The 12,375-nt window shown below is 68.4% G+C and carries 13 protein-coding genes; 7 read left to right on the top strand and 6 right to left on the bottom strand.

Annotated features, from left to right (window positions below; translation table 11 throughout):
* Nucleotides 1-323: 323 nt before the first annotated feature.
* The gene (locus ACIF9R_RS17400; RefSeq protein ID WP_399980405.1) at nt 324-962 is read right to left on the bottom strand and encodes an ATP-binding protein; all 639 of its coding nucleotides are present in this window, start codon (nt 960-962) and stop codon (nt 324-326) included.
* A gap of 216 nt (nt 963-1,178) precedes the next feature.
* On the opposite strand from ACIF9R_RS17400, the gene ACIF9R_RS17395 reads away from it, so the two are divergent.
* The 4 genes from ACIF9R_RS17395 to ACIF9R_RS17380 all read left to right on the top strand — a co-directional run bounded on the left by ACIF9R_RS17395 (nt 1,179) and on the right by ACIF9R_RS17380 (nt 2,866).
* A complete protein-coding gene (locus ACIF9R_RS17395; protein WP_399980402.1) occupies nt 1,179-2,024 on the top strand; it encodes a helix-turn-helix domain-containing protein in 846 nt (281 codons plus the stop codon).
* Nucleotides 2,025-2,234 carry a DUF397 domain-containing protein gene (locus ACIF9R_RS17390; RefSeq protein WP_399980400.1) on the top strand — a complete coding sequence of 70 codons (210 nt, stop codon included), beginning with the start codon at nt 2,025-2,027 and terminating at the stop codon, nt 2,232-2,234.
* A gap of 101 nt (nt 2,235-2,335) precedes the next feature.
* Nucleotides 2,336-2,491: a DUF397 domain-containing protein gene (locus tag ACIF9R_RS17385; protein WP_399980398.1), complete on the top strand. Its 156-nt coding sequence runs from the start codon at nt 2,336-2,338 to the stop codon at nt 2,489-2,491.
* A gap of 117 nt (nt 2,492-2,608) precedes the next feature.
* Nucleotides 2,609-2,866 carry a DUF6247 family protein gene (locus tag ACIF9R_RS17380; RefSeq protein ID WP_399980395.1) on the top strand — a complete coding sequence of 86 codons (258 nt, stop codon included), beginning with the start codon at nt 2,609-2,611 and terminating at the stop codon, nt 2,864-2,866.
* Between the two features lie 6 nt (nt 2,867-2,872).
* Here the strand turns inward: ACIF9R_RS17380 and haaN are convergent, their stop codons facing one another.
* The 5 genes from haaN to ACIF9R_RS17355 all read right to left on the bottom strand — a co-directional run bounded on the left by haaN (nt 2,873) and on the right by ACIF9R_RS17355 (nt 8,389).
* Nucleotides 2,873-3,346: a cyclophane-containing RiPP N-acetyltransferase HaaN gene (gene haaN, locus ACIF9R_RS17375; RefSeq protein WP_399980392.1), complete on the bottom strand. Its 474-nt coding sequence runs from the start codon at nt 3,344-3,346 to the stop codon at nt 2,873-2,875.
* Between the two features lie 25 nt (nt 3,347-3,371).
* Nucleotides 3,372-4,559 carry an FxsB family cyclophane-forming radical SAM/SPASM peptide maturase gene (locus tag ACIF9R_RS17370; RefSeq protein WP_399980390.1) on the bottom strand — a complete coding sequence of 396 codons (1,188 nt, stop codon included), beginning with the start codon at nt 4,557-4,559 and terminating at the stop codon, nt 3,372-3,374.
* Nucleotides 4,560-4,569: 10 nt separating this feature from the next.
* A complete protein-coding gene (gene haaA / locus ACIF9R_RS17365; RefSeq protein WP_399980388.1) occupies nt 4,570-4,761 on the bottom strand; it encodes a HaaA family cyclophane-containing RiPP peptide in 192 nt (63 codons plus the stop codon).
* A gap of 118 nt (nt 4,762-4,879) precedes the next feature.
* Nucleotides 4,880-7,660, bottom strand: a complete 2,781-nt coding sequence (gene haaT / locus ACIF9R_RS17360; protein ID WP_399980385.1) for a cyclophane-containing RiPP biosynthesis TPR protein HaaT — start codon at nt 7,658-7,660, stop codon at nt 4,880-4,882.
* A 261-nt stretch (nt 7,661-7,921) separates the two neighbouring features.
* Entirely contained in the window at nt 7,922-8,389 is a 468-nt protein-coding gene (locus tag ACIF9R_RS17355) for a Fur family transcriptional regulator (RefSeq protein ID WP_399980382.1), read from the bottom strand.
* 191 nt (nt 8,390-8,580) lie between these two features.
* On the opposite strand from ACIF9R_RS17355, the gene ACIF9R_RS17350 reads away from it, so the two are divergent.
* The 3 genes from ACIF9R_RS17350 to ACIF9R_RS17340 all read left to right on the top strand — a co-directional run bounded on the left by ACIF9R_RS17350 (nt 8,581) and on the right by ACIF9R_RS17340 (nt 12,299).
* The gene (locus tag ACIF9R_RS17350; protein WP_399980380.1) at nt 8,581-10,044 is read left to right on the top strand and encodes a catalase; all 1,464 of its coding nucleotides are present in this window, start codon (nt 8,581-8,583) and stop codon (nt 10,042-10,044) included.
* Nucleotides 10,045-10,153: 109 nt separating this feature from the next.
* A complete protein-coding gene (locus ACIF9R_RS17345) occupies nt 10,154-10,552 on the top strand; it encodes an ankyrin repeat domain-containing protein (protein ID WP_399980378.1) in 399 nt (132 codons plus the stop codon).
* A 175-nt stretch (nt 10,553-10,727) separates the two neighbouring features.
* Nucleotides 10,728-12,299, top strand: a complete 1,572-nt coding sequence (locus tag ACIF9R_RS17340; protein WP_399980376.1) for a peptidoglycan-binding protein — start codon at nt 10,728-10,730, stop codon at nt 12,297-12,299.
* Nucleotides 12,300-12,375: the final 76 nt, after the last annotated feature.

The raw sequence follows: 12,375 nt of genomic DNA, 5'->3' as shown, positions 1-12,375 counted from the left end.
GCCCGCGAGGTCTACCGCGCCCTGACCACCACACCAACGGAACGAATCACCCAAACCGACCTTGCTCCAGTGGCTTGACAAGCATAGGAGCATCCCCGTAGACCGCAGTGAACGGCAGCTCTTATGGAGACGGCTCACAACGGGACCGACTCCGAAGAGGGACGGCGAGGCCTGCCGACGTGGACTGGATCACGGTCCTGGATCACTTTCCATGACTGCGGTACGGAACGTGATCCAGAACCAGCGTTCAGCCGTCATCGAGAGCGAGAGGGGCACACCACCATGGGGTCACCGGCAGCCGCTCACACCTCACCGGGGTTCACCTAAGCAGCGATGTCCGGAACGGCTTCGTAGCGCATCTGGGCTTGATCCAGCACGTCATCCGGGTCGAAGCCACAGGCCGCCGTCCAGTGCAACAGGTCTGAGATCAGCTCTACCGCCGCCTCACGGAGCCCCGCTCCCCGTCTGCTCACCAGCGCATCACGAGGGGCGCCGTCGATACTCTGGTACGACTCCAGCATGAGGACTGCCCTCTCCACACGGCGACAGGCCGCCTCGGGACCCAGCTCGATCTCGCACCACACGGCCTTGCCCATTGTCGTAACGGCGGTCCCCCAGTCCACGGCCATGGCGGCAAGCAAGTGCAGGCCACGGCCGCACTCCGCATCGCAGTCAGCGACATCCAGCGCGGGCAGCGAGCTGCTCTTGTCGTGCACCTCGACGCGTAGCCGCTCGCGCTTCCACTCCAGGATCAGGGTCGCCGGCGATCCCTCGCCCACGTGCTTGATGACGTTCGTCGCCAGCTCCGTGACGACAAGTTGCGTCGTGTCGCTGGCAGTCGGCACACCCCACTGGCAGAGCTGCGCGGCAGCGGCCCGCCGCAACAGGCGCAGTTCCGTCGGCAGCGCCTCGAAAGGCAGGACACAGCGGCGCTGGTGGTCCTCGCTATCGATCCCGGGCATAAGCGGTTCTCCCTCCCGTGCCACGCGCATGCTGCGCCTGCCGTGTCCGTACGGCTGCATTGCGTAGCTGTCCGTCACCGAGAATGGCATAGAGAAGTCTCACCATGTAACTTCTCACGAACCTCTATCGAGTGAATCGCATGGTGGGCCGACTGCCGCGCTACCTAGCCTGTTCACACCCCGAGCACCTGCCCGGGTTACTGTCTGAGGAGTTCCATGTCCGTACGGACCACCACCCGGCGTCGCCAACTCGGCGCCATGCTACGTAAGTTGCGGGCCCGCAAAGCGATGACCCTGGAGGAGGCCGGCGGGCTGGTCGGCGTATCGAAGGCAACGGTCAGCCGGTACGAGACGCAGGCGGGGCCGGTGAAGTGGATCGTCGTGGACGCGCTGTGCCGTCAGTACGGAGCCACGGATGCCGAGCGGGAAGCCGTGGTGCGCCTGGCGAAAGACGCCAAGCAGCAGGGGTGGTGGAGCTCGTTCGCCGACTCCATCCCGGAGAGCATGAACCTGTTGCTCACCCTGGAGGACGAGGCTGTACGCGAGGACCACTTCTCCTGCGTCTACGTCCCTGGCCTTCTCCAGACGCGCGCCTACAGCACCGCTCTGCAGAAAGCCAACGAGATCCCGCTCGAACCGGCCGAGGTCGAACGGCTGGTGGACATCCGCATGAAGCGGCAGGAGATCCTCACGCGCCCGAAGCCTCCGCGCTTGTGGGCGATCCTGGACGAGTCCGTGCTCCGCCGGGTCGTCGGGGCTCCCGAGACCATGAAGCAGCAACTTGACCAACTGCTCAACGCGAACGAGTCCCCGCACATCACGCTTCAGGTACTGCCATTCTCCAAAGGTGCCCACTGCGCAGCGTTGGGCAGCTTCGTGATCCTCGGGGGAACTGAGCCGACTCTCGACGTTGTCTACGTCGACTTCCACACAGGCTCGCTCTTCCTGGAGCAGGAGGAGGAACTGGAGCGCTACAGACTTGCGTTCGAGTACCTCCGCGCACAAGCGTTGGACATGGAGGCCTCCTCCGATCTGATCCATCACGTGCGCAAGGAGCTTTGAATGTCCGACAGCCATCAGAACTTCAACGAGCCAAAGTGGTTCAAGTCCTCCTACAGCGGAGGCAACACCACGGAGTGCATCGAGTGCGCACACACCGAGAACGGCACTCAGATACGTGACTCCAAGCGCGTGAACGGACCCGTGGTCCACGTCGCAGCAGGGCCTTGGCTCACATTCCTACGGTCTCTGACGCACGGCGCACAGAGGTAGCGCCAAGGAGCAACCGCATCGCACGGGATGGCAGCACGGCCACCGGCCACGTGGAGGGCGAGGCACACCGACCTCATTGACCGGATCAGCAAGGAGACCTGATGACGACGCCGTCAGACCTCAACTGGTTCAAATCCACCTACAGCGGCGGCAGCGGCACCGAGTGCGTGGAGTGCGCCCACGTCACGCACGGCGCACTCATACGCGACTCTAAGGACAGCAAGGAGTCCGTGATCAGAGTGAGCCACGGCTCCTAGACGTCCTTCGTCCAGGAGGTCCGGCGGAGGTAGCCGGGGCACTCTCGGCAGGGCAAAGGGAGCGAAGGCGTGGATGATCCTGAGCACAGAGCGCGCAGAACCCCTGTCCCTGCGGCGTTGCCCTTGAGAACCCTCGGCGAGGTCCGGTCCGCCCTGCTGTCCGGACACGCCTCTCCCGGCGACCGGGAAGCCTTCGAAGCCGATCTTCAACGCGCTCTGGAGACCTCGTCGGAGACGGACCTCTCCGCCATCGCCGCCGTGATCGTCGACTACCGAGGCCGAATTCGCCTCTGCCAGGACCCTGACTTCCACATCGCCGTACAGGAAGGCGTCGACCTCACGGCGCTGCTGAAGCAGTTGAAGGGGTACAGCTGACCCGCGTCACACAGCCCCGGCGTCCACCCGGTACACGATCTTGCCGTCGAGTTCGGCGAATCCGAGGGACCGGTAGAAGGCTCGCGCCCGGGGATTGTCCCGGTCCGTCATCCACTCCACCCGGCTGCAACCGGGCCGGGCCGCGGCCAGCGCGCGCAGCTCGTCCATGACGCGGGACCCGACACCGTGACGGCGGAGCGTGTCGCGGACGTAGAGCTCCTTCAGGAACAGCGAGTGGGAGGACCCGGCGGCCGGCCAGAGGAAGGAGTAGGCGGCAAGGCCGACGAGTTCCCCGGTCGCATCCTCGACGACCAGTGCGGAGGCAAGGGGCGGTGAACCGAACAGCGCCTCCTCGACCTGCGTCCGGCGTTCTTCCACCGGCTGGATCTCGGTCGAGCCGTAGAACCGCTCGATCTCCTCGATCAGGTCGGCCAAGGCGATGATGTCCCGCTTGTCTGCGGGGCGGATCGTCACGGTCATCAACGGCTCCTGTACTTCGCGAGTTCTATTCGCCGGCCTCAACGGATGGTTGCGGCACGGTGGCACGGTCCTGACCAAGATGCCAGCTGTGTTCCCGAAGGGAACCATGGACATGGCGGATGAGGTGCTTGAGATCCGCGCAGTAGACCGACGGATTGCGATAGCCGCCGGCCGCGCTGAAGCGGTGCGGGAGGTAACCTCCGCCGCACACCTCCAGCAGCGGGCACACCTGGCACACTTCGGCGAGCGCGGCCTTCCCCAGACCGCGGTGCGCAAGTTTCGGGTGGTGCCGGACCATGTCGAACGAGTGCCGGTGTACGTCGGCGTCGAGCCGGGAGGCACCCTCTTCAACGGACCTGAGGGTGTCCACGTCCTCGATGCTGCCGTCGGACTCGATGACAATGCTCGCCGCCGGAGCGAGCCCGAGTGACTCCACCGAACTCCGCACTCCGGAACTCAGCGCCACGATGTCCTCCAGCATCCGCACGCTGTGCCGGTTGCCGGACTCGGCCAGCCAGGTGTCGTAGACACGGCTCATCCAGATCCCGTACTCGGGCAGGCCCAGGTCGTTGCGATGCGGCGGTTCGTCGTGGGTGGCATGCGGCAGGTTGAAGTCGATCACCGGTGGCTCGAACGAGGCCAAGTAGTCGTGGACGTCGGCCGGGTCGTTGGCCAGGTCGACGACGGCGAGGATCCCCGCGAACAGGTGTGGCCGGGAGCGGAGGAGCTCGATGCCCCGCACGGCCGAGGCAGCGCTGGAGCGTGACGAACGTGTCAGCCGGTGACGGTCGTTGACTGTCTGCGGTCCGTCCAGGCTGACGCCTACAGCCATCCGGTACCTCTCGAAGAGATCCAGCCACTCCTCCGTGATCAATGTGCCGTTGGTCTGGAGCTCGAAGTGAATCCTCGTGTGCGGGGGGATGCCCGCCCGAACGGCGTCGAGCAGGGCCGTCATGTGACGGGGGCCGGCGAGCAGCGGTTCGCCACCGTGGAGGATCACGTGTACTTCTGAGAGATCGTGCGCAACGGCATGTTCACCGATCCGTCCACCGGCCGAGCCGGCGACGGCGACGCTCATCCGGGCGGGCAGTCTCCGCCACGCCTGGTCGGCGGAATTGAAGACGTAGCAGTAGTCGCAGTCGATGTTGCAGCGGTTGGCGACCTTGAGGATGAATGCCGTAAAGGGTGCGATGCCTCCGCTGTGAGCTTTCAAGCGAGCGCGCTCACATCGGCCAGGGCAGGATGAGTGAGGCCGCGTGGCCACCGTCGCCCGCTCGCGTGGCGGTGGCCTGCTCCGTCTCGAGCCGCTGGCGAACGCGGGACGCGACCCGGTCCAGGACAGTGGCATCCCGCGCGTGGTGGGGCCGTGGCTCGGTCGCGGCGTGCTCGGTGGAGATGGGCGAGTCCGGCAGCATGCGACGCTCCTCGTGGAGTAGCCGTTCACGATGGGGGGGGAGGCGAGAGCGGTATCGGTTGCGAACGTAGCAGTCGTGGGGACTTCTGTGGCACGGTCGATCCGGCCACGATGCCGGGTTATCCCGGTTGCGCGGCGAGAAGTTCTTGTACGGCGTCGGCCTCGGCACTCGCGCCCAGACGCCGGTAGATGTCGAGTGACTCGCGCAGCGATTCCATGGCACGCGCGGGACCGAGTGTGATCCAGTCGCAGCGTCCGGTACCTTCCAGTGCCCGCCCCTCTTCGAGAGGCGAGCGGACGGCCCGGGCCAGGCGCAAGGCGTCTGTGAAGTGGTCACGGGCCGCCGTCTGATCACCGGTCGCGTGCAGCAGTGCTCCGTAGTGATTCAGGACTTGGGCCTCACCGCAGCGGTCACCGAGAGCGCGAAGGATCGTGAGGCTGCCTCCGAACGCCGTGGCGGCGTCTTCGTGCTCTCCCGCGGCCGCGTGCGCGGCACCCAGCTCGCCGAGGGCAGCGGCCTCTCCGCCCCGGCTGCCGAGTTCGCGGTAGGTGGCCAGCGCCCGCTCGAGCATGGCGACCGCCTCGGCAGCGTCGCCCTCCACCCGCTCGAGCGTTCCCAGGTGGCGGACACTGTTCGCGTGACCGAAGCGATCACCGAGCTCTGCGTAGTACTCGAGGGCCTGAGTGTGCATCTGTCGCGCGCGGGTGAAGTCTCCGGTCAGCCGGTGCACGACGCCGAGTTCATTGAGTGCGTACGCCTGGTGGACACGGTCGTCGAGGTCGCGATAGATCCCCAACGCCTCGCCCTGGCATCGCGCCGCCGAGTCGTATTCACCCGTCAGGGAGTGCACGACGCCGAGGTCACGCAGGGAGTTGGCCTCACCGTAGCGATCACCCAGCTCGCGGTAGATCGTCAGAGCTTCGCTCTGGGCCTCCACGGCGGCGTCGAAGCGGCTGCTCTGCCGACGCACCATACCGAGGTCGGCGAGCGCGTTGGCCTGGCCGAGCCGGTCACCGAGCTCACGGTAGAGGCTGAGGCACTCGCTCTGGGCTTCGGCTGCCGCCTCATTGTCGGCGATCATGTAGCGGACGATGCCGAGCTGGTTGAGCGCCTCCGCCTTGCCCCGCTTCTCGCCCGCCGCCTCATACTCGGCCACCGCTTGGTCCAGGGCCTCGATCGCCTCCGGGTAGGCGGCCATGAAGCGTCGGATCACGCCCAGCTCGGCGAGCGCCGCCGCCAGCGCACGGCGGTCTCCGGTGTGCCGGGCCGCCTCGGCAGCCGTTCGGTGGAGCCCGATGGCCTGATCCCACGGGCCGGCCTGCCGCAGGAACGGCGCCATGGCGGCGGCCAGGCGGACCACCAGATCGTGCAGCGCCAGCCTGTTCGCCCGGTGGATACAGGCCAGGACGTTGGCCCGTTCGTCCTCCAGCCAGGCCAGGGCCGCCGAGCGGGACGCCAGATGCGGCGTTTCCAGACCGTCGCTGCCGTCGGGAGGTATCGGTGCGGGAGCGCCGCCGCGCAGGATGTGTCCATTGGCCTCGGCAAGAACAGCCAGGTAGTAGGTCCCCACACGGTGAACGGCTTCCGTGTGTTCCATGGTGCCTCCCTCGTCGGCGAGAGCGCGCGCGTAGTCACGTAAGAGATCGTGCAGACGGTGACGGCTTCCCGGGTGTTCCTCGATCAGATGGGCGTCGTAGAGCGCATCGAGGTGCTCCCGTGCCGCGCTCACCGGGGCTGCGACCAGCGCCGCCCCGGTATGGGCGTCGAGGTCCGTTCCGGGATACCGGCCGAGACACCGGAAGAAGCGCCGCTGTTCCGGCTCCAGATCCCGGTACGACAGCTCGAACGTCGCCGCGATGCCGCGTTCCCCGGCTCTGAACTCACCCAGTCGGTTACCGGCCGCCACCAGCCGGGACCGCAGGTCGTACACACTCCACGAGGGGTGGTGCCGCAGCCGTGCCGCAAGCAGTGAGATACCGAGGGGGAGGTGTCCGCACTGCGCGGCCAGCTCTCGGACGGCCACGAGGTCGAGCGAGCCCGGCGGCCGGCCGCTGAGTCGTACGAAGAGGTCGACCGCGTGTTCCGGAGGCAGGGCGTCCACCGACACGACCACCTCTTCGTACGCGGCCAGCCGTTTCCGGCTGGTCACCAGAACAAGGCAGTCCTGGCCGCCCGGGAGCAGCGGTTCCAGTTGGCGGTAGCTGACGGCGTTGTCCAGGATGAGCAGCGCTTTTCTTCCGGCCAGGTGCCCCCGCCACATCGCGGCCCTGGCCTCGGTGACCGCGCCTTCGTCATCACCGACGGGAATCTGCTGTGTCGGCACGCCGGTCGCTGCGAGCAGTGAGGCCAGCGCCTCGGTGGCCTGTACGGGGGCACGGCCTGGCGTATGGCCGTTCAGGTTCACGAAGAGCTGTCCGCCCGGGAAGCGCTCGGACAGCAGGTGCGCTGCGTGGACGGCGAATGCCGTCTTGCCGACACCCGCCATCCCGTCGATCACATGGACGGGCAGATGCGCGCCCGAGTCCTGAGCCCGTCGCACGGATGTCACCAGTGCGTCCAGCTCGGCACCGCGGTCGGTGAAGACCGCGGTGTCTCGCGGTAAGGAGCGCAGTACCAGGGCGGCTCCGGGAAGCCGAGTCCCGTCCTCCGGCTGCGGGAACGGCTCCGGAGGGGCCGTCGTCTGCGATCCCGATTCCGACAGGGCGGCCAGCAGCACGGACAGCCCGATGGTGGCCGCACCGAGTGCGGCGAACGACAGCCATGCGTGCTCTTGCAGCCATCCGAGCCAGCCCGGCCACCGTGACTCCGACACCGCGTTGGTGACGAGCCCCACCAGCATGGTCGTCACAGCCCCACCGGCGGCCACAAGGGCGACCGCGGCTCCGCGCCGCACCCTCATGCGTGCGCCGCCAAGGCGTTCGCACACAGTCCGGCCCATTCTGCGATCACGGTTCCCCCGACCTCTTCGTGCCTCGACCGATCCAGGGCATCAGGAGGAAGGGACCGGGTCAAGGCCGCTCTCTCGCCAGTTGACGTGTGGTCGTCCGCTGGTTCGATTCTTCGTCGATACGGCGACGGAACGTGCCATGGACCTGGAGGTCCTTCAGGCCGGTGAGTGCGCGGAAGCCGCGACCGTCGACGCGCCCGCCCGGGTCCCTGCCTACGTACCCGGAGTGGGCCCCGCCTCGGCCGGCGCCGGCTCTCCCGCCGGGTGTCCCCCGGAGCAGTCCGGGCAGGTGCCGCGGTAGGTGACTTCGGCCTCGGAGACCGTGAATCCGAAGGTCTGGGAGTGCGGGAGGTCCGCCAGGGGATCCCCCGTCGGGTGCACGTCGCGCATCGCACCGCAGCGGGTGCAGATCAGGTGATGGTGGGGGCGGTGCGCGTTCGGGTCGTAGCGCTTGGCGCGCGTGTCGGTGGACACCTCGACGACCTCGCCCTGGTTCACCAGCTCGTGCAGGGTGTTGTAGACCGTCGCCCGGGAGATCTCGGGCAACCGCTGGGCGGCGCGGGCGTGGACCTCGTCAGCGGTCAGGTGCACGTGGTCCCCGTCGAGGACCTCGGCCACGACACGCCGCTGCGCGGTCATGCGCCAGCCGCGCTTGCGCAGCCGCTCCAGGAGGTCACTCATGAACAGCACCCTAACAGCGAGCTGGGATAACTCAAGAGTAGATACTTGTCTGGATGCTGCCTTGACTTGGATTCTGTCCAATATAGGGTGAGGGTGTGTACCAGCGCGGGTCATCTGGCCCCGGACTGCCGGCCGGCCGGGATCGTCAGGCCTTGAGCGCATGCGAAGAACCACTCACCGAGGAGCAAGCCTTGCCTGAGAACAACCAGAAGCCGCTGACCACGGCCGCCGGAGCACCGGTTCCCGACAACCAGAACTCGCTGACGGCCGGTCCGCGCGGTCCGATGCTCCTGCAGGACGTGTGGTTCCTGGAGAAGCTCGCCCACTTCGACCGCGAGGTCATTCCGGAGCGCCGGATGCATGCCAAGGGCTCGGGCGCCTTCGGCACCTTCACGGTGACGCACGACATCACGCGGTACACGAGCGCGAAGATCTTCTCCGAGATCGGCAAGAAGACCGAGCTCTTCGCCCGGTTCTCCACGGTCGCGGGTGAGCGCGGCGCCGCCGACGCCGAGCGCGACATCCGTGGCTTCGCCGTGAAGTTCTACACGGACGAGGGCAACTGGGACCTGGTCGGGAACAACACTCCGGTGTTCTTCTTCCGCGACCCGCTGAAGTTCCCGGACCTCAACCACGCGGTGAAGCGCGACCCGCGCACCAACATGCGCAGCGCCGAGAACAACTGGGACTTCTGGACCAACCTCCCCGAGGCCCTGCACCAGATCACGATCGTCATGTCCGACCGCGGCATCCCCGCCTCGTACCGGCACATGCACGGCTTCGGCTCGCACACCTACAGCCTGATCAACGCCGAGGGCGAGCGGTTCTGGGTCAAGTTCCACCACCGTACCCAGCAGGGCATCAAGAACCTCACCGACGCCGAGGCCGAGGCTCTCGTCGGCAAGGACCGCGAGTCCCACCAGGCCGACCTCTTCGGCGCGATCGAGGACGGCGACTTCCCGAAGTGGAAGCTGTTCATCCAGGTCATGCCGGAGGCCGACGCGGAGAACTACCGCTTCCACCCCTTCGACCTCACCAAGGTCTGGTCGAAGAAGGACTACCCGCTGATCGAGGTCGGCGAGTGGGAGCTCAACCGCAACCCCGACAACTACTTCGCGGACGTCGAGCAGGCCGCCTTCAGCCCGGCCAACGTGGTCCCGGGCATCAGCTTCTCCCCCGACCGGATGCTCCAGGGCCGGCTGTTCTCCTACGGCGACGCCCAGCGCTACCGCCTCGGTGTCAACCACCACCAGATCCCCGTCAACGCCGCGAAGAACCCGGTGAACTCCTACCACCGCGACGGCGGCATGCGCGTCGACGGCAACCAGGGAGCCACCCCCGGCATCGAGCCCAACTCCTACGGGCGCTGGCAGGAGCAGCCGGCCTACCGCGACCCGGCCCAGGCCGTGGGCGCCGTCGCCGACCGGTTCAACTACCGTGAGGACGACGACAACTACTACGAGCAGCCGGGCAACCTGTTCCGCCTGATGACCGCCGAGCAGCAGCAGGTTCTCTTCGAGAACACGGCGCGCGCGATCAACGGCGCCTCCGAGCAGACCGTCGCACGGCACATCGCCAACTGCACCAAGGCCGACCCGGCCTACGGCGAGGGCGTCCGCAAGGCGATCGAGGCCCTGGCCGCCGGCACCCTCTGATCCCGCCGGTCGGGAAGACGCACGGTACGCCCGTACTCGTCACCGGCGTGGGCACGGCATCGTGCCCACGCCGGTGCGCGGGGCGGGCGTTCCGTTCACGGAGACTTTGATGAACATGCACAGCAGCAGCGGCGGACTGACTTCCGAGCAGACGGAGCGGGTCGTCGCCCTCGCCATGGACCTGGCCCGGGAGGGCGACGCCGAGCAGTTGGCGGAGTTCGTGGCGCACGGGCTGCCCGTGGACGTACGCGATCCCGCGGGCAACACCCTCCTCATGCTCGCCGCGTACCACGGTCACGCCGACACCGTGCGGACCCTGGTCCGGCTGGGAGCCGACCCCGACCTGCGCAACGACCGGGACCAGACTCCCCTCGCGGGAGCCCTGTTCAAGGGTGCCGACGGTGTGGTGACCGTACTGCGCGAGGCCGGCGCGGATCCGGACTCCGGTACGCCGACCGCGCGAGCCGCGGCGGCCATGTTCGGCCGCGCCCACCTGCTCGACGGCTGATCCGGCGACGCCGGCGCGCCCGGGGTTCGGAGTGCGGGAGAGGCGCACGTGGGGCGTACAGGCCTGGTGGGACATGCGAGGCCCCGTTGACGCGGTCCCGTGCGGCCTGTTCAGTGGTCGGGCGCCGAGCGGCGTGAACGGTCCGTCGCGCCAACTCTCCCCCCACGGAGGCCTCGTGAGAAGTTCCACGGCACCGATACGGCACATCCGGCACCACCGGCACGTCCGCCACATCCCCGCGGTCCTCGCCGCCGTGCTCGGCCTCACCGTCACGGCTCTCGCACCGGCCGCCCAGGCCCGGCCCGCGCCTCCCACCGTGGCCACCGCCTTCAGCGAGGCCGCCGCCGAGTTCGGCGTGCCGCGCGACGTGCTCGTCGCCGTCGGGTACGGCGAGAGCCGGCTCGACGGGCATGACGGGCAGCCCAGTCAGGCCCGCGGGTACGGGGTGATGCACCTGGTGGACAATCCGCGGCAGCGCACCCTGCGCGAGGCGTCCGACCTCACCGGGATCCCGGTGGCGGAACTGCGCCGGGACACCGCGGCCAACATCCACGGCGGCGCCGCCGTGCTGCGCGCCCGTGCCGACGAGGCCGGGCTCACCGCCGGGGAGCGCGCACATCCCGCCGCCTGGTACGAGGCGGTCGCACGCTACGGGGGCGCCGGGGACGCGCGTACCGCCCGCTTCTACGCCGACGGCGTGTACGACCTGCTCGCCCAGGGCGTCACCGCCCGTGCGGAGGACGGGTCCGCCGTGGTCGTCAGGCCTCGGGCCGTCGAACCCGACCGTGGTACCTACGCCGACGCGGCACCGCTCGCCGCCGGGCCCGACTACCCGGCCGCCCTGTGGGTGCCGGCCAGCACCGCCAACTACACGGTGGGGCGCACCTCTTCCATCACCACGGTCGTCATCCATGTCACCCAGGGCTCGTACGCGGGCGCCATCAGCTGGTTCCAGAACCCGGAGGCCGAGGTCAGCGCGCACTATGTCGTCCGCTCCTCGGACGGGCAGGTGACGCAGACGGTCCGTGAGAAGGACACCGCCTGGCACGCCCGTTCCGGCAACCCGTACTCCGTCGGCATCGAGCACGAGGGATATGTCGACCAACCCTCCTGGTTCACCGACGCCATGTACCGCTCCTCCGCGGCGCTCACCCGCTCGATCGCCGACCGCTATGGCATCCCCAAGGACCGGGCGCACATCGTGGGTCATGTGGAAGTGCCGGGCAACGACCACACCGATCCCGGGCCGTACTGGGACTGGAACCGCTACATGGAGCTGGTGGGAGGCAGCACGGACGGGGGCACGCCGCAGCTCTCCTTCGCCTCGTACTCCACCCTGCGGACCGGGTCCACGGGGGCTCAGGTCAGCGCCGCGCAGTGGCTGCTGAACGACCAGGGCTTCGAAGCCGGTGCGGTGGACGGGCAGTTCGGCCCGGGGACGGCGGCTGCGGTGCGCTCCTTCCAGTCGGCGCGAGGACTGGCCGCGGACGGTGTGGTCGGGGCGCGCACATGGACGGGTCTGCTGTCGGCGGGGTCCCGGCCGGTGATCCAGCAGGGTTCGTCCGGTGAGGCGGTCCAGCGTCTTCAGCGGGCGCTGACGGCGGCACTGGCCCGTACCGTCTCGGCGGACGGCATCTTCGGCCCGGGCACCGCACAGGCGGTGCGCGACTACCAGTCCTCCCGCGGTCTGAGCGCGGACGGTGTGGTCGGCCCGGCGACGTGGAGCGCGCTCCAGGCCGGACGCTGAACCGCGCGGTGAGGACGACGCCCCGGCCGCGCGCCGGGGCGGTGCCGTTCCCGTACGGCGGCGGTGATCGTTCTTC

The organism is Streptomyces sp. NPDC086080, assembly GCF_044540255.1.
Lineage (GTDB): Bacteria > Actinomycetota > Actinomycetes > Streptomycetales > Streptomycetaceae > Streptomyces.
The sequence above is the reverse complement of the archived record's forward strand: the minus strand, read 5'-3'. Positions and strand labels throughout refer to the sequence as shown.